We start from the raw sequence: 26,768 nt of genomic DNA, 5'->3' as shown, positions 1-26,768 counted from the left end.
CCGAATGCGCTCGCGGATCCTCTCCTCGCTCCTTCTCGCCGCCGTCCTCGCGCCGCCCGTCTGGGCGCAGGACGAATCGGAGCCCGAGACCGGTGACGAGACAGAAGGCAGTGACGTGGTGGACGAGGCCCCCGCCTCGCGCCCGGGCCGCGTCACGCTTCCTCCGGGGCAGGGCGGCCGCGAGTCCGCGCCTGGCGAGGTCCACACCGTCCAGACCGGCGACACGCTGTGGGATCTGTCCCAGCGCTACCTGGGCAGCCCCTGGTACTGGCCCAAGGTCTGGTCCTACAACCCGGAGATCGCCAACCCGCACTGGATCTACCCCGGCAACAACGTGCGCTTCTTCGCCGCGGGCGAGGAAGTGCCTTCGCGCGTGGAGGCGGGCGTCGGCCCCGTGGGCCCCGTGGGTTCCGCTGGTGGTGATGACGTCATGCCCTCGGAGACGGAGAGCGGCGACGTGGAGGTGAGCGGGAAGATCTCCTACGCGCCCAAGTCCGGGCGCTCGGTGATGACGCAGGCCTTCGTCACGGGGCGCGAGCTGGACGAGGCGGGCCGCATCGAGGGCTCCAGCAGCGGCGCGGAGATGCTCTCCTTCCCGGACACCACCTACGTGCGCTTCAAGCGCAAGACGGACGCGAAGCTTGGCGACCGGTACGTGGTGTTCCACACCGCGGAGCAGATCTTCCACCCGGTGACGAAGAAGCCGGTGGGCTACCTCACCGAGTTCGTGGGCATGCTGCGCGTGACGGCGCTGGGCAAGGACTACGTCAAGGCGCAGGTCATGGAGACGTGGGATCCCGTGGTGCGCGGTGATCTGGTGGGCCCCTACGGCGAGCGCATGGCCGACGCGGTGGTTCCCCGCCGCAACGAGAAGGAGGTCAAGGGCGTGATCCTCACCGCGCTCGTGCCCTACCTGAGCCTCAACGCGGAGCATCACATCCTGGTGATCGACCGGGGCAGCGCCGATGGCGTCCAGGCGGGCAACACCTTCACCATCACCCGCCAGGGAGATCCCGCCCGGCAGGAAGTGCTCAAGCTGGAGCTGCCCATCGGCAAGAAGAACCAGCAGGCGCCGCTGCCCACGGAGGACGTCGCCCTGTGCCTCGTCACCGAGGTCAAGGAGCGCACCTCCAACTGCCTCATCGTCCGCTCCCTCCAGGAAGTGGGCCCCGGCGACCCGGTGGTGATGCGCGTGGACTCGGCCCCCACCGCCCAGCGCTGACTCGCCCGCCTCCCCGCCTCCCCGCCTCCGTGGGCCCGTCCCGGCGTCCGTGTGGACATCGCACCCACGGAATCGCCCCCCGTGAGCCCTACTTCCAGGGACGTCCCGCTTGACCACTGGCGGTCAGGTGTTTATGTGTGCCGACCTCTTTCCGTCGGATCCATCTTCTATATAGGTGGCTCGGGGAAGGGGGTGGGGCATGGTGGACGTCACGGCGAACAGCTACACGGCGGAGCAACGCGCGCTCCTGGCGCTCTGGTCGGTTCCGGGTCTGGGTCCGAGGACCCTGGAGCGGCTGCGTGCCTTTGCCAGCTCCTTTGCCAGGGGAGGGCTCGCTTCCCTGGCCGCCTGCCCGGTGAGGGACTGGCTCGCCGAGGCGCCGCTGCCGCCTCCCGTTCGCCGCCGGCTCGCCGAGGTCTCCACGCTGGAGCCGCTCGCCACCCGGCTCCTGGAGCGCTGTGCCCGGGCGGAGATGGGCCTGGCCTTCCAGGGCGAGCCCGCCTACCCGGCGCGCCTGGCCGAAACGGACGATGCCCCTCCGCTTCTGTTCTACCGGGGACAGGTCGGCCCGCCCCGGCGCCGCGCCGCGTTGGTGGGCAGCCGCCATCCGGATCAGGGATTTCTTCCCTTCGCCCGGACGTTCGCGCGGCAGGTCGCGGAAGGCGGGGTGGGGGTGGTGTCGGGTGCCGCGGCGGGGGTGGACCGGGCGTGCCACTGGGGCGCGATGGATGCCGGGGGCGAGACGTGGGCCTTCCTCGGCTCGGCGCTGGACGAGCTGGATCCCGCCCAGGCCCGGCTGCTGCCGCACTTCCTGGCCCGCGGGGGGGTGTTCTTCAGCGAACTGCCCCCGGGCGTGCGGGCGAGCACGACGACGTTTCCCCGGCGCAACCGGCTCATTTCTGGCGCGTCGGATGCGGTGGTGGTTCTTCGGGCGGGGGTGGGTTCGGGCAGTCTCTACACGGCGGAGGCGGGCCGGGCGCAGGGCCGGGTGGTGCTCGCCCTGCCCGGAGACGTGCTGAACGAGGGGGCGGCGGGGTGCAATGCGTTGTTGCGTGATGGTCACGCCCGCGCGTGTCTGTCCGTTGAAGAAGTCTGGCGGGCCGTGGGGATCCTTCCCCACCGGCACGTGCCGCCAGCGGAGGGTTCTTCGTGGGAAGAACTCTCGGTGGAAGCGAGAGGGGCCTATCAGGTGTTGAACCGGGTTCCCAAGTCATTCGATGAGGTGTTGGCCGGCAGCCAGCTCTCCCCCGCGGCGCTCACCAGCGCCCTGGTGGAATTGGAGCTGTCGGGATTCGTGATCCAGCACCCCGGCAGGTTGTTCGAGAGGGTCTGAGGAAAAGCATGGCGACGCGCACGAAGAAGACAGCGACCGCGGGCGAGCAGGAGGTCGAGGAGACGGCGGCCCCCGAGAAGCCGACCAAGAAGCCAGCGGCGCGCAAGAAGAGCGCCGCCAAGAAGAAGACCACCGCGAAGAAGGCGTCCGCGAAGAAGGCGGCGGCCAAGCGCGGCAAGAAGGGCGAGCTGGCCACGGTGGAGGCCTCCGCCGAGGACGCCGACGGCGAGGCCGAGGCTCCCCGTCGCGGCAAGGGGCCGCACTACCTCGTGGTCGTCGAGTCGCCCGCCAAGGCGAAGACGATCAAGAAGTACCTGGGCTCGGGCTACACGGTGAAGGCGAGCGTGGGCCACATCCTCGACCTGCCCAAGAGCAAGATGGGCGTGGACCTGGAGCACGACTTCGAGCCCCAGTACGAGGTGATCAAAGGCAAGGAGAAGGTGCTCAGCGAGCTGAAGAAGGCCGCCCAGGGCGTGGACAAGGTCTTCCTCGCCACGGACCCGGATCGCGAGGGCGAGGCCATCGCCTGGCACATCAACCAGCAGCTCGGCCACCCGGATGCCTACCGGGTGATGTTCAACGAGATCACCAAGCCGGCCATCCAGGAGGCCATCGCCAACCCGCGCCAGCTCAGCCAGGAGAACTACGACTCCCAGCAGACGCGGCGCATCCTGGACCGGCTCGTGGGCTATCAGATCTCGCCCATCCTCTGGAAGAAGGTGCGCCGGGGCCTGTCCGCGGGCCGCGTGCAGTCCGTGGCCGTGCGCCTCATCTGCGAGCGCGAGAGCGAGATCAAGGCCTTCGTGCCCCAGGAGTACTGGACGCTGGACGCGCTCTTGCAGGGCCAGTCCGGGCCGCCGTCCTTCAAGGCGAAGCTGTCGCGCGTGGACGGCAAGAAGGTGGACCTGAAGGATCAGGCCACCACCCAGGGCCTCGTCGCCGAGGTGAAGGACGCTCCCTTCGCCGTGTCCAAGGTGGACAAGCGCGAGCGGCGCCGCAACGCCCCCGCGCCCTTCATCACCTCCAAGCTCCAGCAGGAGGCCGCCAACCGGCTGCACTTCACCGCCAAGAAGACCATGGCGCTCGCCCAGCGGCTGTACGAAGGCGTGCTGCTCGGCGAGGAGGGCCAGACGGCGCTCATCACGTACATGCGTACGGACTCCACCCGTCTGTCCGAGCAGGCCGTGACGGGGGTGCGCGACTTCATCCTCCAGACGTACGGCCCGGACTACCTGCCCGAGGAGCCCGTCGTCTACCGCACCAAGAAGGGCGCCCAGGACGCGCACGAGGCCATCCGTCCCACCTCGCTCGAGTACCCGCCCTCCAAGGTGAAGGCCGCCTTCGACGCGATGAACGACGACATGGCCGCGGACATGTTCCGCCTCTACGAGCTCATCTGGAACCGCTTCGTGGCGTGCCAGACGAAGCCGGCCGTGTATGACCAGACGAGCGCGGACATCACCTCGGGCCGGGCCACGTTCCGCGCCTCGGGCTCCACGCTGAAGTTCCCCGGCTACCTGGCCGTCTACGGCGCCGGGCTCACCCCCGAGGAGGAGGCCGCCCAGGAGAAGGCGCGCGCCGCGGGCGACGAGAGCGCCGACGACGCCACGGGCGAGCTGCCCGTGCTCAACGAGGGCGACAGCCTCGTGCTGCAGAAGCTCATCGACGAGCAGCACTTCACCCAGCCCCCTCCGCGCTTCTCCGAGGCCACCCTCGTCAAGGAGCTGGAGGAGCGGGGCATCGGCCGCCCCTCCACCTACGCCGCCATCCTCTCCACCATCCAGGACAAGAAGTACGCGGAGAAGATCGAGGGCCGCTTCCGCCCCACGGACCTGGGCCTCATCTGCAACGACCTCCTGGTCAAGCACTTCCCCCAGGAGCTGGACGTGACGTTCACGGCCAACATGGAGGAGAAGCTGGATCAGATCTCCGAGGGCGAGGCCAACTGGAAGGCCGTGCTCAAGGACTTCTACGCGCCCTTCAAGGAGACGCTCGAGAAGGCCGAGGCGGAGATGCGCGACGTCAAGCGCGAGGAGGTGAAGACCGACGTGGCGTGCGAGAAGTGCGGCAACGTCATGGTCATCAAGTGGGGGAAGATGGGCCACTTCCTCGCGTGCTCGAACTACCCCGAGTGCAAGAACACCAAGGACTTCAAGCGCGACGCGGAGGGGAAGATCGTCATCGTGGAGGAGGAGACCACGGACGAGATGTGCGAGAACTGCGGCAAGAACATGGTCGTCAAGCGCGGCCGGTTCGGCAAGTTCCTCGCGTGCTCGGGCTACCCGGACTGCAAGACGTCCAAGCCCATCTCCATCGGCGTGACGTGCCCGGACTGCAAGCAGGGCTACCTCACCGAGCGCCGCAGCCGCTTCGGGAAGATCTTCTTCGGGTGCAACCGCTACCCCGACTGCAAGTTCGCCGCGTGGGATCGGCCGCTGCCCGAGGCGTGCCCGCAGTGCCAGTCGCCCTACCTGGTGCAGAAGTTCTCCAAGCGTGACGGCCCCTTCGTGGCCTGCCCGAACAAGGAGTGCGACTACCGCCGGCAGATCACCGAGCCCGAGGCCATCCCCCCGGCGGCCAACGGGCCCGACGCGTCCTCGGCGGCCTGAGCCTCCGCCTCTCGCGAAACCAGGGCGCTCGGGCGGACCCGAGCGCCCGTCCCGCTAGAGGGTGGGCACCGACTGGGCGTGGCCCCCGCGCGTCTCCAGCTCGTGGCTCGTCGCGTCCTCCTCGCAGCGGATGGCGAAGGGCATCGCCTCCAGCCGCTCGAGGGTGATGTCCGCGCCGCAATCCACGCACTCGCCGAACACGCCCGTGTCCATGCGACGCAGCGCGGCATCGATGAGCATCACCTCGCGCCGCTGCGTCTCCATCAGGCTGGACAGGGTGTAGTCCGCCAGCTCGGTCTGGGCCTGCTCCTCGTACTCGGGATCCCGATCCGAGTCCTTGAGGGCGGACAGCTCGCGTTGGGCTCCCTCGCTCGTGTTCAGGATGGCGCGGCGGCGGCGCTGGAGGAGGTCCCGAATTCTCATGAGGTCATTGGCTCGCGTCATGGCCTGTCGCTCCATCGAAAGGGTGCACTGCCCTGGGTTCCTGCCTCGCGGTTTCGCGAGACGAACTCGGCAAAAGTAGGAGTCCCCAAAAGGTAGGGTAACTGCCGTCGGCTGTCCCACCTGGAGCCCCGGCCGGAGAGCGAGCAGGGAAACGGGCACTGCCGGTCGGTTGGCGCGCCTGTCCGAGCGGAAGGGAGGGACAGGGCGGAAGGGGCCTGCTAACAGAGGCCGGATGGCTCGGGGCGGCGAGGGCGGCGCCCGGGAGAGAGGCAGGAAGCGGGACGTGAAGCATCAGCGGGTGACGGTGATTGGCGGGGGCCTCGCGGGCAGCGAGTGCGCCTGGCAACTGGCGAAGCGCGGGGTACCGGTGACGCTGCGGGAGATGAAGCCGCAGCGGCGCTCGCCCGCGCACAAGACGGACACGTTCGCGGAGCTGGTGTGCTCCAACTCGTTGCGCTCGGACAACCCGGAGAGCGCCATCGGCCTGTTGCACGCGGAGCTGCGCGCGCTGTCCTCGGTGATTCTGGGCTGCGCGGACACGCACCGGGTGCCGGCCGGTGACGCGCTGGCGGTGGATCGGGACGCCTTCTCGGCGGCGGTGACGCGCTCGGTGCACGAGGCGCCCGGCGTGGAGGTGGTGGCCGGCGAGGTGGAGCAGCTGCCCGAGGGCGTGGTGGTGATCGCCACGGGGCCGCTCACCTCGGACGCGCTGACGAAGGAGCTCGAGCGCTACGTGGGGGAGAAGCTCTACTTCTACGACTCCATCGCGCCCATCGTCGCCGGGGACTCCATCGACATGGACATCGCCTTTCGCGCGAGCCGCTACGGCAAGGGCGGAGGGGACGACTACATCAACCTGCCGCTCACGGCCGAGGAGTACGCGCGCTTCATCGCCGAGGTGAAGGCGGGCCAGAAGCTGCAGCCGCACAGCTTCGAGGAACCCCGGTACTTCGAGGGGTGTCTGCCCATCGAGGTGATGGTGGAGCGGGGCGAGCAGACGCTGGCCTTCGGGCCGATGAAGCCGGTGGGGCTGGTGGATCCTCGCACGGGCAAGGAGTCCCACGCGGTGGTGCAGCTGCGCATGGAGGACAAGGCGGGCACGGCGTGGAACATGGTGGGCTTCCAGACGCGGCTCACGTGGGGTGAGCAGAAGCGCATCTTCACCTCCTGCATCCCGGGCCTGGCCAACGCCGAGTTCCTGCGCATGGGGCAGATCCACCGCAACACCTTCATCGACGCGCCGCGGCTGCTGGCGAGGGACTTGTCGCTCAAGGCCGAGTCGCGGCTGTTCTTCGCGGGGCAGATCACGGGGGTGGAGGGGTACGTGGAGTCGGCGGCGTGTGGCTACCTGGCGGCGCTGGCGGTGTACGCGCGGCTCACGGGGGGCGAGTTCGTCCCGCCGCCGGCCACCACGGCGCTGGGCGCGCTCTACCGGCACGTGACGGGCGAGGCGCACCCGGAGGACTACGACTATCAGCCCTCCAACATCATCTTCGGGCTGTTTCCGCCGCTGCCGGGACGGCACAAGAAGGCGGACAAGCGGGTGAAGTACGCGGAGCGGGCGCGGGCGGACCTGGCCACGTGGCTGCCGAGCGTGCCCCCCGCCGAGGCGCCCGGGAGGACGGTATGAACCGACGAGCGGTGTGCATGGGAGCGCTGGTGGTGCTCGCGCTGGTGGGGTGCAAGCGCGGCGGGGACGACAAGGCGGCCGGAGGAGGCCGGGCGGCCGGGAGCGCGGCGGTGGTGGGGGGCGCCGGGGTGCCGCTCGCCGTGGGGTCCGCGGAGGACCTCCGGGTGACGGAGGATGGGCGCTTCGCCTCGTACCTGACGAAGACGCGCAAGCCGACGGTGGAGGGCATTCCGCCGCAGATGCGCCTGGGCGAGCTGTACGTGGTGCCGGTGGAGGGCGGCGTGCCGCGCCGGCTGGGCGATGGGGTGACGAACGTGCCCGGCGGGCAGTTGTTCACCCCGGACTCCAAGCACGTGCTGTTCCTCACCGGGTACAACCTGGCCAACCAGTCCGGCGTGCTGCACGTGCTGGAGCTGAACGAGCCGACCGCCGAGCCGAAGAAGCTCGGGGAGGGGGTGACGTACTTCGTGCCGAGCCCCGACGGGACGAAGCTGGCCTTCGTGGAGGGGGGCGTGCTGAAGCTGGGCGTGCTGCCCGCGGGGCCCTTCCGCCCGGTGGGGGGCGAGGTGTCCACGGCGGGCTTCTCCCCGGATGGGGCGACGCTCTTCTTCAAGCGCAGGCTGACGGCGGGCGGGGGCCTCCTGGCGGTGGCGGTGGACTCGCCCGCGGACAAGCCGGCCGAGCCGCGCAAGCTGGCGGACCAGGTGGGCGACTTCGTGTCGTCGCCGGACTCGAAGTACGTGGCCTACCAGGTGCGCGGCAGCGGCAGCTCGACGTATGACCTGTACGTGGCGTCGCCGCCGGAGTGGACGGGCCTCAAGGTGGCCACGGGCACGACGTCGTTCGCCTTCTCGCCGGACTCGAAGTGGCTGGCGCGCAACGACGGGGGCAAGCCCGAGGTGATGGGCGACCTGTACGTGGGCCCGGCGTCCGGGGAGCCCGGGCGCAAGGTGGGCGAGCGCGTGAAGGACGTGGCCTTCAGCCCGGACTCGCGCGCGCTGGGCTTCCTGGCGAAGTACGACCAGCCGGCGGGGGCGGGACTCATGGGCGTGGTGGCGCTGCCGGATGGCGAGCCGAAACTCGTGGGCAGCCGCGTGCCCAACTTCATCTGGGGCAAGGACGGCCAGTACGTGGCCTTCCTCTCGCGCTTCCTCAAGCCCGTGTACTCGGTGGACCTGATGGTCTACCCGGTGGGCGCGGAGAAGGCGATCAAGGCCCAGGCGGGCGTGTTCGGCTACGGCTTCTCCCCGGGCAACTCGGCGCTCGTCTTCCGCTCGGGCTGCATCCGCGAGGGCCGGGCCTGTGACTTCCAGGCGCTGCCGCTGCCCCTGTCCGCCGAGGCGGCTCCCCAGCCGGCCACGTGGCTGCAGGGCATCTACAGCTACAAGCTGTCCGAGGATGGAGAGCGCGTGCTGGCGACCTCGGCGCGCATGGACTCGGACGCGTTCGACGTGGCCGTCTATGACGTGAAGACGGGGGCGCGCAAGACGCTGGACCAGGGGGCCCAGTTGCCGGCGTACTTCGCGGGCCCCGGGGAGTCGTTGGCGGTGTACGTGCTCAAGGGCGCCAACGCGGGCGTGTACGCGGCGCCGGCCCGGCCGTGAGAAGCTTGCGGGAGGCCCGGCCGCGTCTAGGCTGGGGCCTCCCATGAGCACCGAGCCGCTGTCGCCCCTCCTGGAGAAGTTCCGCGTCCACCTCGTCGACGAGAAGGGCGCCAGTGCGCACACGGTGCGCAACTACTTCATCGATCTGCTGGACTTCGAGCGCTACCTCGTCGAGCGCGCGAAGCTCTCGCTCCTGTCCGCCTCGCACGCCGCCATCCGTGGCTACCTGGGGACGCTGGCGGTGGAGCACGCGCCGGCCAGCCGCGCGCGCCGGCTCGCGAGCATCAAGAGCTTCTACAAGTTCCTGGTGCGCCAGAAGCTCTTGCCGGGCAGCCCCGCCAAGCTGGTGAAGAGCCCCAAGCTGCCCAAGAAGCTGCCCAAGGTGCTGCCGGTGGAGGAGCTGTTCGCCATCCTCGACATGCCTCCCCAGGACACGGTGCTGGGGCTGCGCGACCGGGCCATCCTGGAGATCCTCTACGGCGGCGGCCTGCGCATCAGCGAGCTGTGCGGGCTGAACCTGCTGGACGTGGACCGGAGCGAGCGCATCATCCGGGTGATGGGCAAGGGCAGCAAGGAGCGCCTGTGCCCGGTGAACGCGCAGTCCATCCGCGCGCTGGAGGCCTACCTGGCGCGCCGGGGCGAGCTGTTCGCGGTGCCGCACGCGGGGCAGGACGCGGAGGCGGTGTTCCTCAACTACCGTGGCGGCCGGCTCACGCCCCGCAGCATCGCGCGGCACCTGGACGCCTACGTGTTGCAATGCGCGCTGCAGCGCAAGGTGAGCCCCCACGCGCTGCGCCACTCGTTCGCCACGCACCTGCTCGGTGGCGGAGCGGACATCCGCAGCATCCAGGAACTGCTCGGCCACGCGAGCCTGTCCACCACCCAGCGCTACACGCACGTGAGCTGGGAGCAGCTCCAGGCCATCTACGACGCCGCGCACCCCCGGGCGTGAGCGCGCGGCGGCGGGGGACTCACCACTCGATGATGTACTCCGCTTCCTCCAGGCCGATCCGGCGCACCTGCACCTGGCCCGGGCAGCCCACGCCCTGGAGCGCTGCCTCCAGCAGGCCCTGGTGGAACTCCACCGGTTGCATGTCGCCCTTGAAGTGCAGGCTCACGCGCCGCTCGCCCAACACGCTGAACTTGCGTTGGCCATAACTCACGGCCGTGGAGTAGGCCGTGGGCGCGCTGGAGAACAGCCGCTTGGGGTCTCCCTGCCCGATGATGGTGGTCAACGTCCGGCCCACCCCGGATTGGAAGAACCCACCGACGGCCGCCGCGCCACAGGCCCGGATGGCCGCTTCCGCGGAGCCATAATGGGGGGCGAGCAGCTCACCCGCGGAGAAGAGCACCTGGAGGAAGTCGCGCGCGGGGTATGAGAAGAAATCCACCAGGGGTTTCTTGGCGATCCGGGCTCTCAACTCCGTTGCCGCGACGGCTCCTCGATGCTGCTCCACCAACTTGAAGACCGCATTGAAGATGAGTCCACGCACGGTGGCAGTTTCCGGAGCGAGTCCCATCCGCTGCGTGCATTCCTGGCTATTGAGCGATGGCATGGTTCAGGAATTCTGACACAATCTGGACTCAGAATCTCCCCCCTCCGTCGTGCACCGTGCCCCTCCTTCTCCACGGTAGATAGATAAGCCTTGAACCCTCTCCATCTCCTGGCTTCTGAGTCGTCTTCAGCGTTCGCAACGACACTCGCAGTCCTGGGTGCCTGGCTGAAGGAATTGGAAAATTCTGAGCGGGTCGCAAAGACTCCCACGCAAGTGGATTCATCTCGTCTGAATGAACTCTTGATGGGTGTCTGGAGAGCAGGAGGTGCGCCAGGATCCCCGGGCCTGTCGCGTGGCTCTCCGGACCAGAATCGCTTCCGCGCCGAACTCGGGCCGTACTTCTGGAAGAGTGCAGTGCTGCGGCGCTGCTGGGAGAAGCCCCGCGGCTACGCGGGAGACTTCCTGATGATGGAGGCGCTCTACCGGCGCCAGCCCGAGGGCCAGACGGCCCTGGAGCTGTGGATGGACTCCTGGGCCCTGGAGCTGCCTGGCTTCCAGGCGGTGCGCAACCGCCGGGATCTGCTGGCCCAGATGCTTCGCGCGGAGCATGCCCGGGGCGCACGCAAAGTGATGAACGTGGCGTCTGGTTCAGCGCCCGAGCTCGTCGCGGTGGCGCGCGATGTCTCCTTCGAGTCCGTGACGCTGTTGGATCAAGACCAGGGCGCGCTGGACTCGGCGCTGGGCCACTTCACGCGGGTGGGGGCGATGCCGGCCACGCGCCATCAGGCGCTGCGGCTGTGGTGCGGCTCGGTGCTGGAGCTCTTGCGCAACCGCAGCGATCTGCCTTCGGCCTCGCAGGACTTCATCTACTCCATCGGGCTCTTCGACTACCTGACGGAGCGCTTCGCCAGGCGGCTCACCACGAAGCTCTGGGACGGGCTGGCGCCGGGCGGCCTGCTGGTGCTGGGCAACTTCAACGCGAAGAACCCCATGCACCTGTTCACCGAGACCGCGCTGGACTGGTACCTCATCTACCGGGATCCGGAGGATCTGCTCAGGCTCGTGGAGGGCTTGCCCGGTCTGGAGAGCGCGGAGGTGCGGACCGAGGACACCGGTTGCCTTCACCTCCTGGTGGCGCGCAAGGCGAAGTAGCTCCGCCTCAGAACAGCTGCTCGGGCTCCTCCTGGACGCCCGAGTCCTGGCTGGCGAGCTTGAGGATGGGCGCCTCGTCGGGCAGTTGGGTCTCGAAGTGGGTCGCCACGGCGAACCACTCGCCCACCCGGCGCGTGCGCACCACCTTGATGGAAAAGGACGAGCCCGGGAGCACGGGCAGGTGCACCGAGTAATGATCCCCCACGCGCATCGCCACGGGGGTGACGAGCAGACACCCCGAGCGGGAGATGTTGAAGATCTCTCCGGCGAGTTCGACTTCTCCACGCAGGATCTTGATGCGCATGCGAACGCGGTGACGGGGATGGCGACGCCGCTCAGAACTGCTCAGGTTGCTCACGGTGGATCTCCTGGCTCAGGGGCAGGAATGAGTGTGCCTTTTTTGGCCCCCCCGGGCTTCATCATACCGGAGTCCACGCGCGGCGACCGAGCGCGTTCGTCATGTGTTGGGTTGAAAGTCGCCAGCTCCGTGCGATGAGGGGCGAACGTTCCACCGCTCTGCCCGCCCAAGGAGTTCGACCCATGCCTCCCGAGCCTTCCACCCCCTTCTTCCGCACGCTGTCCTGCGAGGGCGCCGCCTACTTCCTGCTGCGGCTCGCCCTGGGCCTCAACATCTTCCTGCACGGTGCGGTGCGTCTGCCCGCCCTGGGCGCCTTCGCCGACACGCTCGTGCAGGGCTTCGCCCAGACGCCCCTGCCGTCGCCGCTCGTGCGCGCCTTCGCGCTGCTGCTCCCCTTCCTCGAGGCCGGGCTCGGACTGCTGCTCACGCTGGGGCTGCTGACACGTGCCGCGCTCTTCGGCGGAGGGCTGCTCATGGTGGTGCTCGTCTTCGGCACCGCGCTGCGCAGCCAGTGGGAGACGCTCGGGTTGCAGATGGGCTACGTGTTCCTCTACGCCGTGCTCCTGGTGACGGTGCGCTTCAACGCGCTCGCCCTCGACGGCGGGTGGAACGTCCGGAAGAGGTGAGAGGGCGGACAGGCCTCACGGGAGTCGTGGAAACGCCCGCGTCGCCTTGTTAAATGCCCCGGCATGTTCCATGGCACCACCATCCTCTGTGTGCGCCGAGAGGCGAAGGTCGTCATCGCCGGTGACGGTCAGATCAGTCTCGACAAGACCATCATGAAGAACACGGCGAAGAAGGTCCGCCGTATCGGCGACGGCTCCGTGCTCGCCGGCTTCGCGGGCAGCACCGCCGACGCCTTCACCCTCTTCGATCGCTTCGAGGCGCGGCTCAAGGAGCACCAGAAGAACCTCGCCCGCGCCTGCGTGGAGCTGGGCAAGGATTGGAGGACCGACCGCTTCCTCCGCCGCCTGGAGGCCCTGCTCATCGTGGCCGACCGGGAGAGGACCTTCATCCTCTCCGGCTCGGGTGACGTCATCGAGCCGGACTTCGGCATCGCCGCGGTGGGCAGCGGGGGCTCCTACGCGCTCTCCGCCGCCCGGGCCCTGATGACGCACACCCAACTGTCCGCGCGCGAGGTGGCCACCCACGCCATGCAGATCGCCGCCGACATCTGCGTCTACACCAACTCCAACGTCACCTACGAAGAGCTCTGAAGGGAGCCGCCACCGTGAGCAACGCACGCAAGAGCCCCACCTTCACGCCCCGCGAGGTGGTGGGCGAGCTGGACCGCTACATCGTCGGGCAGAACGCCGCCAAGCGCGCCGTGGCCATCGCGCTGCGCAACCGCTGGCGCCGCCAGCAGGTCTCCGAGGACCTGCGGGACGAGATCCACCCGAAGAACATCATCATGATCGGCCCCACCGGCGTGGGGAAGACGGAGATCGCCCGGCGGCTGGCGAAGCTCGCCCAGGCCCCCTTCGTCAAGGTCGAGGCCTCCAAGTTCACCGAGGTGGGCTACGTGGGCCGCGACGTGGAGTCCATGGTGCGCGACCTCGTCGAGTCCGCCATCGCGCTCGTGCGTGACGAGGAGATGGAGCGGGTGCGCGCGCGCGCCATCGAGAACGCCGAGGACCGGCTCGCCCAGCTGCTCTCCGGCCAGGCGCCCGCCTCGCGTCCCACCGGCGGCATGGGCTTCATGGCGCCCCCACCCCCACCTCCCGCCGCGCCCCGGCTCAGCGACACCGAGCGCGACAAGCTCCGGGCGCAGCTGCGCGCCGGCACGCTCGATGACCAGGAGGTGGAGCTGGAGACGAGCGAGGGCGGCTCGCCCACCTTCCTGCGCAACTTCTCCGGCCAGGGCATGGAGGAGATTGGCGTCAACCTGCAGGATCTCTTCAAGAACATGCCCGGCATGAGCCGCTCGCGGCGGCGCAAGGTGCGCGCCCCCGAGGCGTTCAAGCTCCTGGAGCAGGAGGAGGCCGCGCGGCTGGTGGACACCGAGCGCGTCAACCGCGAGGCTCTGGTGCGCGCCGAGCACAGCGGCATCGTCTTCATCGACGAGATCGACAAGATCGCCAGCCGCGAGGGCGGGGGCAAGGGCGCGGGCCCGGACGTGTCGCGCGAGGGCGTGCAGCGCGACATCCTCCCCATCGTCGAGGGCTCCACCGTCAACACCAAGTACGGCCAGGTGAAGACGGACCACATGCTCTTCATCGCCGCGGGCGCCTTCCACGTCTCCAAGCCGAGCGATCTCATCCCCGAGCTCCAGGGCCGCTTCCCCATCCGCGTGGAGCTCGAGCCGCTCAGCGGAGAGGATCTGGTCCGCATTCTGCGAGAGCCCCGAAATTCTCTCCTGCGCCAGTACACGGCGCTGCTCGACACGGAGGGCGTGCACCTGGATTTCTCCGACGAAGCCGTGTTGGAGATCGCCCGGATCGCACAGGGAGTCAACGAGCGGACGGAAAACATCGGGGCCCGGCGCCTGCATACGGTGCTCGAACGTCTGCTCGACGATGTATCATTCAGTGCCAGTGAGCAGGGCCCCCGGACCTTGTTCATCGATGCAGCCTATGTTCGCGAGCGGCTCGCGTCCGTGGTCCAGGACGAGGATCTCTCGCGCTACATCCTCTAGCAGACCCCAGGTCAGGAGAGTGCCCGTGTCGTCCACGCCTTCGCTGAACTCCACCCAGACCGAGGCGACCCCTCGGGCGCCTTCCCCTTCGGCCAAGAACGAACAGTGGATCGAGAAAGCCAAGGCCCACCTGCTGCAGAACTACAAGCAGCAGCCAATCGTCCTGGAGCGTGGGTTGGGCTCGCGCGTGTGGGACGCGGACGGGCGCGAATATCTGGATCTGCTCGGGGGCATCGCCACGTGTGGGCTCGGCCACTGTCACCCCGAGGTGGTCGCCGCGGTGCGCGGTCAGCTCGACAAGCTGTGGCACGTGTCCAACGCCTTCTACTCGGAGCCGCAGATCGAGCTGGCCGCCCGGCTCACCGCCGCCTCGGGCCTGGCGCGCGCCTTCTTCTGCAACTCGGGGGGTGAGGCCAACGAGGCGCTCATCAAGCTGGCGCGCAAGGTCCAGAAGGACCGCGGCCAGCCCGAGCGCTACGAGGTCATCACGTTCGACAACTCCTTCCACGGGCGCACGCTCGCCACGGTCACCGCCACGGGCCAGACGAAGTACCAGAAGGGCTTCGAGCCGCTGCCCCAGGGCTTCACGCACGTGCCCTACGGGGACATCGAGGCGGTGCGCAAGGCGGTGGGTCCGCATACCGCCGCCATCCTCGTGGAGCCCATCCAGGGCGAGGGTGGGGTGCGCGCGGCGCCTCCGGGCTTCCTCAAGGCCCTGCGCGCCCTGTGCGACGAGCAGGGCCTGCTGCTGATGATCGATGAGATCCAGACCGGCATGGGCCGCACCGGCAAGGCCTTCGGCTTCCAGCACGAGGACATCCTCCCGGACGCCATCAGCCTGGCGAAGTCGCTCGGCAACGGCCTGCCCATCGGCGCCATGCTGTGCTCCGAGGATGCCGGCAAGAGCCTCACGGCGGGCACCCACGGCTCCACGTTCGGCGGCAACCTCATCGCCGCCGTCGCCGCCAACGTCGTCGCGCGCAAGGTGATGGAGCCCCAGATGCTGCGCGACGTGGCGCAGAAGGGCGAGTACTTCCTCGGTCGCCTGCGCGAGCTGCAGCGCCGCCTGCCCACCATCGTCAAGGAGGCGCGCGGCCTGGGCCTGCTCATCGGCGTGGAGCTCTTCCAGGACGGTGCCCCCATCATCGCCAGGTGCCGCGAGCTCGGTCTGCTCCTCAACGCCGCGGGCGACAAGACGCTGCGCTTCGCCCCCGCCTACACCGTGTCCCACGACGACCTCGACCACGGCGTGCGCATCCTCGAGCGGGCCCTCAAGCCCTGAGCCGCTCGGGGCCTGGCGCGGGGCGCGCTTCCCTCGAGGACGCGCGCCTCCCGGCTTCACTCCCACCGGGGGAAGAGGGGTTCTCCCGGAGTGAAAAAATCCGTTGTCCGTGTTGACGCCATTCCCGGGGAATCGTAGGATTCCAAGACCTCAGAAGTTGAGAGGGAAGGGGAGTGGTCGGTGAAGAGAGATCCTGCGCAATCCGCGGCTCTGGGACTGGCGGCGACTCCAAACGCGCTGGCGGCCCGTGCGGTCTCCCCCTTCCAGCGCACCCCGCCCGAGGTGATTCTGCCCGAGCTCGAGGTGAGCGTCGTCCTGCTGGAGGAGGAGGAGGCGCCGTCCTATGGAACGGCCTCCCTGCCTTCCATCACCGCGGATGTGCTCGCCTTCCTCTCGGAGGGCGACGTGTCCCAGGGGGAAGAGAGTGCTCCCGAGTCTCCCGCGCGCCAGGGCCCGGGGGTGAACACGCTGCTGGTGGGCGTGGACGAGCTGCTGTCGCTCGGGGATGTGTCGAGTGCGCAGGAACTGCTGGGCAAGGCCGAGCAGCTCGATCCGCTGGAGCCCCGGTTGGAGGAGGCGCGCGCGCGATGCGAGCAGGCGCAGCGCGCCGCGCTGGAGCAGCGGCTGGGGGACGTGAAGCAGGTGCCCCGGCTGAAGCTGCGCATGGCGGAGCTGATGAAGCTCAGCCTGGATGCGCGCATGGGCTTCCTGCTGTCGCGCATCGACGGACACTTGAGCTATGAGGTGCTCTTCTCCGTCTCAGGCATGTCCCGAATGGAGACGATGCGCGTGCTGGTGCAGTTGTTGGATCGGGACATCATCACCCTCGCGCCCCGCTGACACCGTGTGGAGGGGTCGTCAATTCCCCAAGTTCGTCCACACCTCGTCGTCATCTCCGGCACACTGAGGCTTCCCCCAAGGACGGGAAGCCATCGTTACCGAATTCGCCATCATCCTGTTGCTCGTGCTCGCCAACGGCATCTTCGCCGGTGCCGAACTCGCGCTCATCTCCATCCGCAAGACACGGCTGCAGGAGCTCATCGAGCAGCGCAGCGCCGCGGCGCGCGCGGTCAAGGCGCTCCGGGACAACCCCGAGCGGTTCCTGGCCACGGTGCAGATTGGCATCACCGTCGTGGGCTCCACGGCGGCGGCCTTCGGTGGTGCCTCCATCGCCCAGCGCTTGAGCGGCCCCCTGGAGGGGCTCGGGTTGCCGGCGCGTCAGGCGGAGAGCGTGGCCTTCGCCCTGGTGGTGGGTCTGGTGTCCTATCTGTCGCTGGTGCTGGGCGAGCTGGTGCCCAAGTCGCTCGCCCTGCGCTACGCCGAGCGCTACGCGCTCCTCATCGGCCGGCCCCTGCGAGGGCTGTCGCGGTTGATGAAGCCCGTGGTGTGGCTGCTCACCTTCAGCTCCAATCTGGTGCTGCGCCTCTTCGGCGACAGCACCTCCTTCACCGAGTCGCGCCTGTCGTCCGATGAGCTGCGGCAGCTCGTGGAGGAGGCGGCGCGCAGCGGCAGCGTCCACCCGCGCACCGGGGAGATCGCCTCGCGGGCCTTCGATCTGGCGGAGCTCACCGTGACGGACGTCATGGTGCCGCGCACGAAGGTGGTGGCGATCCGCCGGCATGCCTCGCCCGAGGAGGTCCGGCAGGTGCTCCTGGAGCAGGGCCACAGCCGGATGCCCGTGTACGAGGGGGATCTGGATCACATCTCCGGGTACGTGGTGGCCAAGGATCTGCTGTCGTTCGCGCTCGAGCAGCAGCTCATCCTCCTGGAGGACGTGCTGCGTCCGGCCTGGTTCATCCCGGACTCGATGCGCGCCCTGGACGCGCTCCATCAGATGCAGGCGCGGCGCATCCAGCTCGCCCTGGTGGTGGATGAGCAGGGCGGACTGCTCGGGCTCGTCACCATGAAGGATCTGGTGGAGGAGCTGGTGGGCAACATCTCCAGTGAGCGCGAGGCCCCGCCCGAGCACATCCGGCGCGAGCCGGACGGGACGGTGCTCGTGGACGCCGTCCTCCCCATCCGGGAGGTGAACCGGGCGGTGGAGCGGTTGGCGCTGCCCGAGGATGGCAACTGGAGCACCCTGGGCGGGCTGTGTCTGTCCCTGGCGGGAGCCATCCCCCCGGCCGGGGCGCGCTTCACCCTGGCCGATGGCACGGTGCTCGAGGTGGCGGAGGCGTCGGCGCGCCGGGTGAAGCAGGTGCGCATCCACCCCCCGCCCCCCCGGAACGAGGACACCTGAGCCGCGCTCAGCGGAACTCGTACACCCGGAAGGCGTAGGTGCCCGTGGCCTCGTTGGCCGAGTAGAGATCGATGAACACCGTGGTGCTCGAGGCCGCCTTGAAGTCCACGTAGGAGTTCTGGACCGTGAGGAAGGGGCTCTTCACGTTCTCGCGGATGAAGGCGGCGAGGGCGGGCACGGTCCGGGTGGTGTCGAACTCGATGCGGTAGGTGGCGTCGCGCACGACGGGGAAGGAGAACCAGTCCTCGTCCTGTCCGTACTCGAAGCGGCCGGAGACGAGGGTGGCGGAGGTGCCGCCGGGGGCGGGCACGAGCGCCGCGGCCTCCTCCGGGGTGTCGCCGAAGTCATCCTGCACGGGGGGGGCGAGCTGGAGGGTATAGGTGCCGGTGGCGGGGGAGGGATCTCTCGGCGAGTGGCTCACGCGCACGGTGTAGGGCGCGCTGACGCGGGCCTTGAAGCCCACCTGCACGCCGGGGTTCCCGTCCTGTGCCCGGATCCACCTGCCCTCGGGATCGAACACGTCCACGCGGGGCAGGAGCGCGCCCGGTCCCGGTGTCACGGTGAGCACGTAGGCGTCGCGCGCGGTGGCGTCGATGCGGAAGAAGTCATAGTCGCCCACCGGCTCGATGCCCTGCGTGCGCGCGCGCGAGGCGTCGAGCGGCGCGGCCCGGGCGATGCAGTCATCCGGCTCGGCGCTGTCCCCGGGGTGCTCGGGGCAGTTGGCGGTGGTGATGGCCTCGCAGGTCCCGTTGGGCCTGGGGATCGTGCCCTCGCGGCAGAGGCAGACGGCCCGGCCGTTGTCGTTGGCGCAGGTGGTCTTGTCCGCCTGGGTGCAGGGATTGGGATCGCAGGGATTCTTGGGGGGCGTGGGCTGCGAGGTGTCCAGACAGGCCGGGGCGAACAGGAGGACGAGGGGGAGGACGAGGCGGGGCGTGAGGGGGTTCATGGTTCAGCGGCTCCCGGAGCGGTCGGCGTCCGGCGCATCGCGCGAGCCGGGGGGCCGGAGATCGAGGGGATCCTCCACCTCGGAGGACTCCTCGCGGCGTTGGCGGTACTGCTCGCGCACGTAGGCGACGAGCTGGTCGAGGTAGGAGGAGAGGGGAGGGCAGCGGATGTGGGTGCCGTCCAGCAGCTCCAGGGTGTTGTGGGAGTTGTAGATGGCCAGGTGGTTGACGTAGCCGAGCGCGGTGCGCTGGGGGCGGGCGAGCTTCTCCAGCACGGGCAGGCGCATCACCACGTCCGCGGCCCGGGCCGAGAGGTTGAAGCGCGGCAGCTTCTTGTTGGACTGCTCGGCGATGCGCTCGTAGACGCGGCGGGCGCTCATGGGGTTGGGGTCCACGAGGTGGAAGGTGCGGCCCACGGCGCGCGCGTCATGTGCCAGCGCCCACACGGCCCGCACCACGTAGTCCACCGGCACCACGTTGAGCGGGGCCACGCCGTTGCCCGGCAGGGGCATGGGGGCCACCAGCGGGCTCGTCACCAGGAGGATGCCCAGGTAGTAGGGCCCCTCGAAGCGATCGATCTCCCCGGTGCGCGAGTCGCCCACCACGGTGCTCGGGCGGAAGATGGTGATGGGCAGGCTCGAGGCGGCGCGCTGCAGGCGCTGCTCGGCGTGGAACTTGGTCTCCTCGTAGACGTTGCGGAAGGTCTGCCCGCAGTCCAGCTCGTCCTCGGCGATGACGCCCACCCGGTCCCCGGAGACGTGGCAGGTGGAGAAGTGGTTGAAGCGCTCGAGGTGCTCGCAGTCGCGCGCCAGCTCCAGCATGTTGCGCGTGCCATCCACGTTGACGCGCCAGGCGGTCTCCTTGGGCACGCCCATGTAGAAGACGGCGGCCAGATGGAAGATGTGCGTCACCCGCGCGCACAGCCGCTGGTACTCCTGGCCGGACAGGCCCAGGTGCATGTCCACGATGTCGCCGGTGAGCAGCTCCAGCGTGGCGCCCTTGCCGCGCAGGCCGGCGGCCAGCTGCTGGGCTTCCTTGAAGTGCTTGGGCTGCACCAGGGCGTAGACGTGGGCCTGGGGCGCCTCGCGGACGATGTGCTCGACCAGCCGTTTGCCGATGAAGCCGGGGTAGCCGGTGACGAAGTACGTCGGGGCCTGTCCGCTGGCTTCCTTGCGCGTGTCGCTCATGGGCGGCGGAGCATACTCGGCCCTCAGCCGCGCGCGAGCAACGCGCGCCAGACCTCCTCGACCTGGGCCCGGGTGGCTTCCACCGTGCCCGAATTGTCCACCACCCATGTGGCGTGCTCCCGCTTGCCGTCCAACGGGAGCTGGGCGGCCAGCCGGGCCTCGGCGGCGGCCTCGTCCAGGCCATCACGCCGCATCAGCCGGGCCCGTTGCAGCTCGCGCGGCACCCACACCAGCACCACGCCCTCCATGGCCCCGTGTAGCCGGTTCTCGATGAGCAGGGGGGCGTCGTAGAGCACGCGCTCCACGCCCGCCTCGGCGAGCGCCTGGGTGCGCTCGACGAAGCGCTGGCCGATGAGCGGGTGGAGCAGGGCGTTGAGGGCGGCGCGCTCGGTGGCGTCCCCGAAGACCCGCGCGCCCAGCGCCGCCCGATCCAGGCGCCCATCCGGCCCCACCACGCCGGGGAAGCGCTCGGCCACGGCCGCCAGTCCGGGGGTGCCCGGCTCCACCACCTCCCGGGCGATGAGGTCCGCGTCGAGCACCTCCGCGCCCAGCTCGCGGAACATCCGGCTCACCGTGCTCTTGCCCGAGGCGATTCCGCCCGTCAGTCCGTAGAGCTTCACCGGCGGCCTACTTCGCGGCCTGCGCGGAGGTGAAGGTGAGCGACTGCACCGTCTTGCCGTCCTCGTTGAGGAACACGGCCAGCCCCTGGCGGGCATAGAAGAGGTAGGTGCGGAAGTCGTCCGTCAGCTTCTTCTGGTAGCACGGGGTGGCGGGCTGCTTGCCGGAGGACGGGCAGGCGGGCCCGTAGGTGCTCTCGATGGACTCCTTGTCGATCACCGGACCCGGGAAGACCGAGATGCGCTCCACCTGCTGCGTGCCCACGTCCACGGTGAACTGCACCTGGCGCGTGCCCTTGATGGCCTTGTCGTCGAAGTAGGCGACGACCTCCTTGCCTTCGCTGGTGACCACGCGCGAGGGCTCTCCGAATTTCTGGATGATGCTGTCGCGCTTGGTCTGTCCGGGCTCGATGCCCTGCCACGGTTTGGCCACCGCGGGCGCGGCGGCGAGGAGCACGGCGACGCAGACGAGGGTCTTCATCCTCCTTGATGTAGCGGATCTCCCCTCGCCCCCTCAAGCGCTCCAGGTGTTGGCGAGCCCCCTCTCGGGAGGTGGTGTTTCCCAACCTCGCCTTGCCCCCCTTGGAGGCGTCTGCTAGTGACCGGACCCGATGCCTGCTCGTGGCCCCTGGCTCCTGTCCCTCCTGCTCGTCCTCGTCCTCTCCGGTGCCGCCGGCGCGGCGGATTTCCTCGGTCCGGAGAGTTGCAAGGGCTGCCATCCGGCCGCCTATGACGCCTGGATGCAGTCCAAGCATGCCCGCGCCGGGGACTCGCTCGCGCCCACCCAGCAGAAGGACGTGCGCTGCCTGTCCTGCCATGCGCCGGACCAGGCCACCCAGGGCGTCTCCCATGTCACGTGCGAGACGTGCCATGGCCCCGGTCAGCACTACTCGCCCTCCTATGTCATGAAGGACGCGGAGCTGGCCCGGCTGGTGGGCCTGGTGGACCCCTCGGAGAAGGCGTGCCGCAACTGCCACGACGCCTCGTCCCCCTCGCTCAAGCCTTTCAACTTCGTCGAGTCGCTCAAGGCGATCGACCACTGGTCCGCCGAGCGGGCCGGCAACAAGACGGCCCAGGCCGAGCCCCCCCAGGCCGAGCCCGCCAAGAAGAAATAGCGTGATCAAGATCCTCGACGCCCGCTTCATCACCACGGCGGTGGAGCCCAAGGGCTACCCCACGAGTCTCGCCCCCGAGGTGGCCTTCGTGGGCCGCTCCAACGTGGGCAAGTCGTCCATGATCAACGCGCTCACGGGCCGCAAGAAGCTCGTGCGCGTGTCCAACACTCCCGGCCGCACCCGCACGCTCAACTTCTTCGACGTGGACGTGGAGCGCGACGGCAAGCCGCACCTGGTGCGCTTCGCGGACCTGCCCGGCTACGGCTTCGCCAAGGTGAGCAAGACCGAGCGCGCCGAGTGGCAGACGATGATCACCACCTACCTGGAGAAGCGCCGGGACCTGAAGGTGGTGGTGAGCATCATCGACGCCGAGGTGGGCCCCACCCCGGACGACTTCCAGACGCTCGACTACCTGCAGGACTACCGGCGCATCCTCGTGGTGGCCACGAAGATGGATCGCCTGCCCAAGGCGCGCCGCAAGCCGCGCCTCACCGCGCTCGCCGAGCAGCTCAGCCTGCCGCGCGAGGCGGTGCTCGCCTTCTCGGCCACGGACAAGCTGGGCCTGGACGAGGTGTGGGGCGCCCTCCTGGACAGTGTGAAGTGAAGGGCTGAAGGGCCGGGCGCAAACCGTGGTAGGCACGGCGCCATGTCGAATGGCAATAGCGGAAGCAAGGCGCTGAACACCGTGCGCCGGCAGCTCGCGGCCCTCTCCGGCCGCAAGCGGCTGGAGGCCCTCGTCGAATCGGAGCATGCCCGCGCCCTGGTGCGCTCGCTGCCCGCGGAGGACCTGTACTTCACCATCATGGAGGTGGGCCTGCCCGACGCGGTGGACCTCGTGCAGCTCACCTCGCCCGAGCAGTTCCGCACCTTCGTGGACCTGGGCTCGTGGAAGCGCGACACGCTCGATCCGCTCGGCACCCTCAACTGGCTGCGCGCCGCGCGCGGGGACTCGGCCGAGGACTTCCTCGAGAAGGTGCGCTCCATGGACACCGAGGTCCTGGAGATGCTCATGCGCGAGTTCACCGTCATCCACGATCTGGAGGAGAACCCGGACGTGAACCCGGCGGGCGTGACGATGGAGACGCCCGAGGGGCGCTACCTCATCGAGTTCAAGGGCGTGGAGGGCGCGGAGCTGGCGGCGTTGCGCGTGCTGCTCAACGATCTCATCGCGGACAACCCCTTCGAGGCGGTGCGCTTCCTGGAGGCCACGCGCTGGGAGGTGCCCGGGGAATTGGAGGAGGTGGCCTACCGCTTCCGCTCGGCGCGGCTGCAGGACCTGGGCTTCCCGCCGCTGGAGGAGGCCGTGCAGCTCTTCAGCCGCGTGGACACCGGGCCCGAGCCCGCTCCGGCCGTGAGCGCCGCGCTGGCCGCCACGCGCGAGCAGCCCGACTACCTGGAGGCCGCCTTCCGCGAGCTGGACGAGCGCGAGCGCGAGAACCTGGAGGCGGAGCTGCGCTACCTCGCCAACGCCACGCTCGTGGCCGAGGTGGAGGAACCGGGGGACCTGGACGCCATCCGGCGCGTGGGCGAGATGGCCCGGGACTACCTGCTGCTCGCCCTGGAGCACCTCACCGGGGGAGACCCCGCGCGCGCCGCGCAGGTGGTGCGCGACACGGAAATCAAACGCATCTTCCAGGTGGGCTTCTCCCTGACGCTCGCGCTCAAGTTCCGCGCGGACCGGTTGATGAAGGAGCCCTTCACGAAGGTGGAGGGCGTGCCGCTGCTCTTCGCCGAGGAGGCCGCGGCCGTGGAGGCGCTGCGCCGCAAGCGTCCGCGGCGCACCCTGAAGGTGCCCGGGGCCGAGCCGGTGCCCTTCCGCTCGCGGCGTGAGCTGGCCGCCAGCGAGGAGGTGCTCGCCCGGGCCGAGGCGCAGGTGGCGCTCCTGGGCGCGCTGCTCGGGGGCTCCGCCCAGGCCGCCCGCGAGCGGCTGTCCCGCTTCGCCGAGGCGCCCCAGGAATTGGGGATGGAGCGCTTCTTCGCGGCCGCCGTGGCCATCGCCCTGCTGGAGGGCCGGGTGGTGCCCCGCCCCCTGCCGCGCGAGGGCCGGCAGACGCTCGGCGCGCTGCTCTTCGAGGGCACGCCGGATGCGCCCCGTCTCAAGCCGGGGGTGGCGGACCAGGCCCTGGCGGTGCTGGAGCCCGCGGTGCCGGAGGCCTCCTGGCCCGAGCTGCGTCGCCAGGTGAACGCCGTCCTCGCCCGGCTGCTGGAGGAAATGGGCGAAGTGTTTCTCCAGGAGGGAAAGCTCAGCGCCATTGCCTCCCTTCTTCTGCCCATGGAGTGAAAGGCCGGTAATTCTTCCCGCTTCCCGCCCTCCAGTCCGAGGACTTCCACGGTAAATCCTTGGATCCACTGGGATTTGCCCTCCAGGGTGGTTGGCATATCGCCTGCTAACGCCCTGGGGTGGCCCGGTCCGCGCATGCGGCGACGGGACGTGGGAGGAGGGTCCGGATGGAGCTGGGCGATAAAGCGGAACGCCGGGACGTGGTGGCGTTCTACGCACTGACCACCTTCGCGGCGCTGATGTACATGCTGCCGCAGGTGTGGTTTCCCGCGCTGGCCCCCTTGCGGCTGGCGCTGTTGGCGTCGGGGTTGGCCGCGGGGCTGATGGCCTTGCGGAGACTGGGGCGTGCCGAGCCCCTGTATTTCGATGGAATCCGTGGCGGGGCGCTGCTGGCGTTCTCGGCGTTGGCGCTGGCCTCGATGACGTGGTCGGTGAACCCGGAGGTGTCGCGCACCACCGCGCTCGAGCTGCTCAAGCTCACGGCGATCTACCTGACGCTGGTGAACGTCATCACCACGCCCCGGCGGCTGGCGGCCGTGTGCGGCGCCATGGTGCTGGGTTCGATCGTGACGAGCTATGGCGTCATCGACTCGCACTTCACCGGCACGCCGGAGACGCTGGTGGAGGGCTACCGGGCGCACTGGGCCGAGGTGTACGCGGACCCCAACCGCTCGGCGATGAACATCGGCATCATCGTGCCGCTCGCGGTGGCCTTCCTGGCGCGCAAGGAGAGCGGCTGGGTGATGCGCTCGCTGTCGCTGCTGGCCATCATCCTGGCGGCGGTGGCCATCGTCTTCACCTACTCGCGCGGTGGCTTCATCGGCCTGACGGTGGCCATGGTGGTGTGGGCGCTGCGCGAGAAGAAGAAGATGCGCTCGGTGATGCTGGGCATCGCGCTGGCCATCGGTCTGGCGGTGTTCGCGCCCAAGAGCTTCTGGGAGCGCAACGAGACGGTGGCGGAGCTGCACCAGGACGCCTCGGCGATGGGCCGTGTGTACGCCTGGCAGGTGACGTCGCGCATGAGCCTGGACAAGCCGTTGCTCGGAGTGGGCGCGGGCGCGTTCCGCCACGCCTGGTTCGACTACGCGCCGCCCCAGGCCACGCGGGCCTACGTGGCGCACAACATCTTCCTGGACGTCATCGGGGAGATGGGCTGGGTGGGCCTGCTCTTCTTCCTGGTGTTCGCCGGGAGCGCCACGGGCGGCGCCTTCGAGGCCTCGAGGGATCCGCGCATGGGGTGGATGGCGCGAGGGCTGGCGGCCGCGATGACGGGCTACCTCATCTGCGACATGTTCTCCGGCTACATCCTCTCGGCGCACCTGTATGTGCTCTTCGGGCTGGCGGCGAGCGCGCATCGCATCGCCCAGGCGTACGCGGTGAAGGAGACGGCGCGCGACGTGAAGCAGACGGTGGTGCCGGGATGGGAGGGCTCGAACCATGCGGCGTGAGGAGACGCGGATGGCGCAAGCGCCTCTGCGCCTGGTGCAGTTCACCAAGTCCTTCTACTTCGGTGGCACCGAGGTGCAGGTGGTGGAGCTGTTGCGAGGCCTGCCCGCCAGCTACCGCGTGCAGGTGTCCGTGCTGGACGCCGTGGGGCCGCTGATGGAGCCCATCCGCAAGATGGGCATCACCCCGGAGGAGTTCTCCCTGCGCGGCTCGCTCGCCCGGCCCAACACGCTCGCCCAGGTGATTCGCATGGCGCGCTGGCTCAAGCAGGAGCGGGTGGAACTCGTCCACGTGCACGACTTCTACGCGACGGTGCTGGCGGTGCCGGCGGCGAAGCTCGCGGGGACGAAGGTGATCGTCGGTCGGTTGGACCTGGCGCACTGGCACGGCAGGGTGCGGCGGGCCCTGCTGCGCGGCCTCACCCAGATGGCGGACCACGTGGTGGGCAACGCGGAGGCCATCCGAGGAATGCTCGTGGAGGAGGAGGGCATCTCGCCGGAGAAGATCACGGTCATCCCCAATGGCCTGGATATCGTGCGCTTCGATCAGCGTCGGCGCGCGGGGCTCCAGGCGCCGCTGCCGGACACGCACGGAGCGCCCGTGGTGGTGCACGTGGCGAACATGAACCACCCGGTGAAGCGGCAGGAGGATCTCCTGCGGGCCCTGGCGTTGGTGCGGCGTGCGGGGCACACGCTGCATGCCTTCCTCGTGGGGGACGGGCCGCGGCGGCCGGAGATGGAGAAGCTCGCGGGCTCGTTGGGCCTCGCGGACCGCGTGCACTTCCTGAAACATCGCGGGGACGTGCCCGCCATCTACGAGCGCGCGGACTTCGGCGTGTTGTGCTCCAGCGCCGAGGGCATGTCCAACGCGGTGATGGAGGGCATGGCCGCGGGGCTGCCCATGGTGGTGACGAACGTGGGCGGCAACCCGGAGCTGGTGGCGGATGGCGAGCGGGGCCTGGTGGTGCCGCCCCTGCGGCCGGAGGCCCTGGGCGAGGCGTTCCTCCAGTTGCTCGGAGATCGGGAGCGGGGCCGACGCATGGGGGCGCGGGCGCGCGCCTTCGTGGAGCGAGAGCTGTCGCTGACGCGGATGGTGCGCCGGCACGATGCGTTGTACCGGCGCGTGGCGCGAGGCGAATGAAATCACCGGAGCGCCGGGGCGTAAGGGCAGGAGA

At 69.5% G+C, this 26,768-nt stretch carries 25 protein-coding genes; 18 read left to right on the top strand and 7 right to left on the bottom strand.

All coding sequences use genetic code 11. The annotated features are described in order from the left end of the window. Positions 1-4: 4 nt before the first annotated feature. From CYFUS_RS32650 to topA, 3 genes are all read left to right on the top strand, one after another. The gene (locus CYFUS_RS32650; RefSeq protein ID WP_095988778.1) at positions 5-1,222 is read left to right on the top strand and encodes a LysM peptidoglycan-binding domain-containing protein; all 1,218 of its coding nucleotides are present in this window, start codon (positions 5-7) and stop codon (positions 1,220-1,222) included. 199 nt (positions 1,223-1,421) lie between these two features. Next, positions 1,422-2,555, top strand: a complete 1,134-nt coding sequence (locus CYFUS_RS32645) for a DNA-processing protein DprA (RefSeq protein ID WP_095988777.1) — start codon at positions 1,422-1,424, stop codon at positions 2,553-2,555. A gap of 8 nt (positions 2,556-2,563) precedes the next feature. Continuing rightward, positions 2,564-5,164, top strand: coding sequence for a type I DNA topoisomerase (gene topA / locus CYFUS_RS32640; RefSeq protein WP_095988776.1), 2,601 nt, complete (start codon positions 2,564-2,566; stop codon positions 5,162-5,164). A gap of 54 nt (positions 5,165-5,218) precedes the next feature. Here the strand turns inward: topA and CYFUS_RS32635 are convergent, their stop codons facing one another. After that, positions 5,219-5,608 carry a TraR/DksA family transcriptional regulator gene (locus tag CYFUS_RS32635; RefSeq protein WP_095988775.1) on the bottom strand — a complete coding sequence of 130 codons (390 nt, stop codon included), beginning with the start codon at positions 5,606-5,608 and terminating at the stop codon, positions 5,219-5,221. A 232-nt stretch (positions 5,609-5,840) separates the two neighbouring features. On the opposite strand from CYFUS_RS32635, the gene trmFO reads away from it, so the two are divergent. Genes trmFO through CYFUS_RS32620 form a run of 3 tightly spaced genes read left to right on the top strand, consistent with a single transcriptional unit; the run spans position 5,841 to position 9,794 of the window. Continuing rightward, the gene (trmFO, locus tag CYFUS_RS32630) at positions 5,841-7,238 is read left to right on the top strand and encodes a methylenetetrahydrofolate--tRNA-(uracil(54)-C(5))-methyltransferase (FADH(2)-oxidizing) TrmFO (protein WP_198316217.1); all 1,398 of its coding nucleotides are present in this window, start codon (positions 5,841-5,843) and stop codon (positions 7,236-7,238) included. Then, complete coding sequence (locus CYFUS_RS32625; RefSeq protein ID WP_232536945.1) at positions 7,235-8,842, top strand: gliding motility protein; 1,608 nt, start codon at positions 7,235-7,237, stop codon at positions 8,840-8,842. The genes trmFO and CYFUS_RS32625 overlap by 4 nt, the downstream gene beginning before the upstream one ends. A 43-nt stretch (positions 8,843-8,885) precedes the next feature. Then, complete coding sequence (locus CYFUS_RS32620; protein WP_095988772.1) at positions 8,886-9,794, top strand: tyrosine recombinase XerC; 909 nt, start codon at positions 8,886-8,888, stop codon at positions 9,792-9,794. Between the two features lie 19 nt (positions 9,795-9,813). Here CYFUS_RS32620 and CYFUS_RS32615 read toward each other — a convergent pair whose 3' ends face one another. Next, entirely contained in the window at positions 9,814-10,335 is a 522-nt protein-coding gene (locus tag CYFUS_RS32615) for a TIGR02265 family protein (protein WP_332468304.1), read from the bottom strand. Between the two features lie 306 nt (positions 10,336-10,641). On the opposite strand from CYFUS_RS32615, the gene CYFUS_RS32610 reads away from it, so the two are divergent. Next, positions 10,642-11,490, top strand: coding sequence for a class I SAM-dependent methyltransferase (locus CYFUS_RS32610; protein WP_232536944.1), 849 nt, complete (start codon positions 10,642-10,644; stop codon positions 11,488-11,490). 7 nt (positions 11,491-11,497) lie between these two features. Here CYFUS_RS32610 and CYFUS_RS32605 read toward each other — a convergent pair whose 3' ends face one another. After that, positions 11,498-11,848 carry a PilZ domain-containing protein gene (locus tag CYFUS_RS32605; RefSeq protein ID WP_232536943.1) on the bottom strand — a complete coding sequence of 117 codons (351 nt, stop codon included), beginning with the start codon at positions 11,846-11,848 and terminating at the stop codon, positions 11,498-11,500. A gap of 182 nt (positions 11,849-12,030) precedes the next feature. Between CYFUS_RS32605 and CYFUS_RS32600 the strand changes: the two genes are divergently transcribed. The 6 genes from CYFUS_RS32600 (at position 12,031) to CYFUS_RS32575 (ending at position 18,004) form a co-directional block, all read left to right on the top strand. Further along, the gene (locus CYFUS_RS32600; protein ID WP_095988770.1) at positions 12,031-12,474 is read left to right on the top strand and encodes a DoxX family membrane protein; all 444 of its coding nucleotides are present in this window, start codon (positions 12,031-12,033) and stop codon (positions 12,472-12,474) included. A 63-nt stretch (positions 12,475-12,537) separates the two neighbouring features. Beyond that, complete coding sequence (gene hslV / locus CYFUS_RS32595; protein ID WP_095988769.1) at positions 12,538-13,065, top strand: ATP-dependent protease subunit HslV; 528 nt, start codon at positions 12,538-12,540, stop codon at positions 13,063-13,065. A 14-nt stretch (positions 13,066-13,079) separates the two neighbouring features. Further along, complete coding sequence (gene hslU / locus CYFUS_RS32590; RefSeq protein WP_095988768.1) at positions 13,080-14,483, top strand: ATP-dependent protease ATPase subunit HslU; 1,404 nt, start codon at positions 13,080-13,082, stop codon at positions 14,481-14,483. 25 nt (positions 14,484-14,508) lie between these two features. Beyond that, positions 14,509-15,765, top strand: a complete 1,257-nt coding sequence (locus CYFUS_RS32585) for an aspartate aminotransferase family protein (protein ID WP_095988767.1) — start codon at positions 14,509-14,511, stop codon at positions 15,763-15,765. A 180-nt stretch (positions 15,766-15,945) separates the two neighbouring features. After that, positions 15,946-16,605, top strand: coding sequence for a hypothetical protein (locus CYFUS_RS32580; protein ID WP_095988766.1), 660 nt, complete (start codon positions 15,946-15,948; stop codon positions 16,603-16,605). A gap of 118 nt (positions 16,606-16,723) precedes the next feature. Further along, the gene (locus tag CYFUS_RS32575; RefSeq protein WP_095988765.1) at positions 16,724-18,004 is read left to right on the top strand and encodes a hemolysin family protein; all 1,281 of its coding nucleotides are present in this window, start codon (positions 16,724-16,726) and stop codon (positions 18,002-18,004) included. A 7-nt stretch (positions 18,005-18,011) separates the two neighbouring features. On the opposite strand, the gene CYFUS_RS32570 is transcribed toward CYFUS_RS32575, so the two are convergent. Genes CYFUS_RS32570 through CYFUS_RS32555 form a run of 4 tightly spaced genes read right to left on the bottom strand, consistent with a single transcriptional unit; the run spans position 18,012 to position 21,233 of the window. Continuing rightward, entirely contained in the window at positions 18,012-18,950 is a 939-nt protein-coding gene (locus CYFUS_RS32570; protein WP_095988764.1) for a hypothetical protein, read from the bottom strand. Between the two features lie 3 nt (positions 18,951-18,953). Then, entirely contained in the window at positions 18,954-20,135 is a 1,182-nt protein-coding gene (locus CYFUS_RS32565) for an SDR family oxidoreductase (protein ID WP_198316216.1), read from the bottom strand. A gap of 23 nt (positions 20,136-20,158) precedes the next feature. Then, positions 20,159-20,755, bottom strand: a complete 597-nt coding sequence (coaE, locus tag CYFUS_RS32560; RefSeq protein WP_095988763.1) for a dephospho-CoA kinase — start codon at positions 20,753-20,755, stop codon at positions 20,159-20,161. A 7-nt stretch (positions 20,756-20,762) separates the two neighbouring features. Then, a complete protein-coding gene (locus CYFUS_RS32555; protein ID WP_095988762.1) occupies positions 20,763-21,233 on the bottom strand; it encodes a hypothetical protein in 471 nt (156 codons plus the stop codon). 130 nt (positions 21,234-21,363) lie between these two features. On the opposite strand from CYFUS_RS32555, the gene CYFUS_RS32550 reads away from it, so the two are divergent. The 5 genes from CYFUS_RS32550 (at position 21,364) to CYFUS_RS32530 (ending at position 26,734) form a co-directional block, all read left to right on the top strand. Next, positions 21,364-21,867 (top strand): multiheme c-type cytochrome, encoded by a 504-nt coding sequence (locus CYFUS_RS32550; protein WP_095988761.1) that lies wholly within the window; start codon positions 21,364-21,366, stop codon positions 21,865-21,867. 1 nt (position 21,868) lies between these two features. Continuing rightward, the gene (yihA, locus tag CYFUS_RS32545) at positions 21,869-22,471 is read left to right on the top strand and encodes a ribosome biogenesis GTP-binding protein YihA/YsxC (RefSeq protein ID WP_095988760.1); all 603 of its coding nucleotides are present in this window, start codon (positions 21,869-21,871) and stop codon (positions 22,469-22,471) included. 42 nt (positions 22,472-22,513) lie between these two features. Further along, entirely contained in the window at positions 22,514-24,148 is a 1,635-nt protein-coding gene (locus CYFUS_RS32540) for a DUF6178 family protein (protein ID WP_095988759.1), read from the top strand. A gap of 167 nt (positions 24,149-24,315) precedes the next feature. Continuing rightward, positions 24,316-25,596: an O-antigen ligase family protein gene (locus CYFUS_RS32535; protein ID WP_095988758.1), complete on the top strand. Its 1,281-nt coding sequence runs from the start codon at positions 24,316-24,318 to the stop codon at positions 25,594-25,596. Beyond that, a complete protein-coding gene (locus CYFUS_RS32530; RefSeq protein WP_095988757.1) occupies positions 25,586-26,734 on the top strand; it encodes a glycosyltransferase in 1,149 nt (382 codons plus the stop codon). Before CYFUS_RS32535 ends, CYFUS_RS32530 begins: the two co-directional genes overlap by 11 nt. Positions 26,735-26,768: the final 34 nt, after the last annotated feature.

It is taken from the genome of Cystobacter fuscus, from assembly GCF_002305875.1.
GTDB classification, from domain to species: Bacteria; Myxococcota; Myxococcia; order Myxococcales; family Myxococcaceae; genus Cystobacter; species Cystobacter fuscus_A.
Note: the sequence above shows the minus strand (reverse complement) of the source record. Positions and strands in the feature narration are given on the sequence as shown.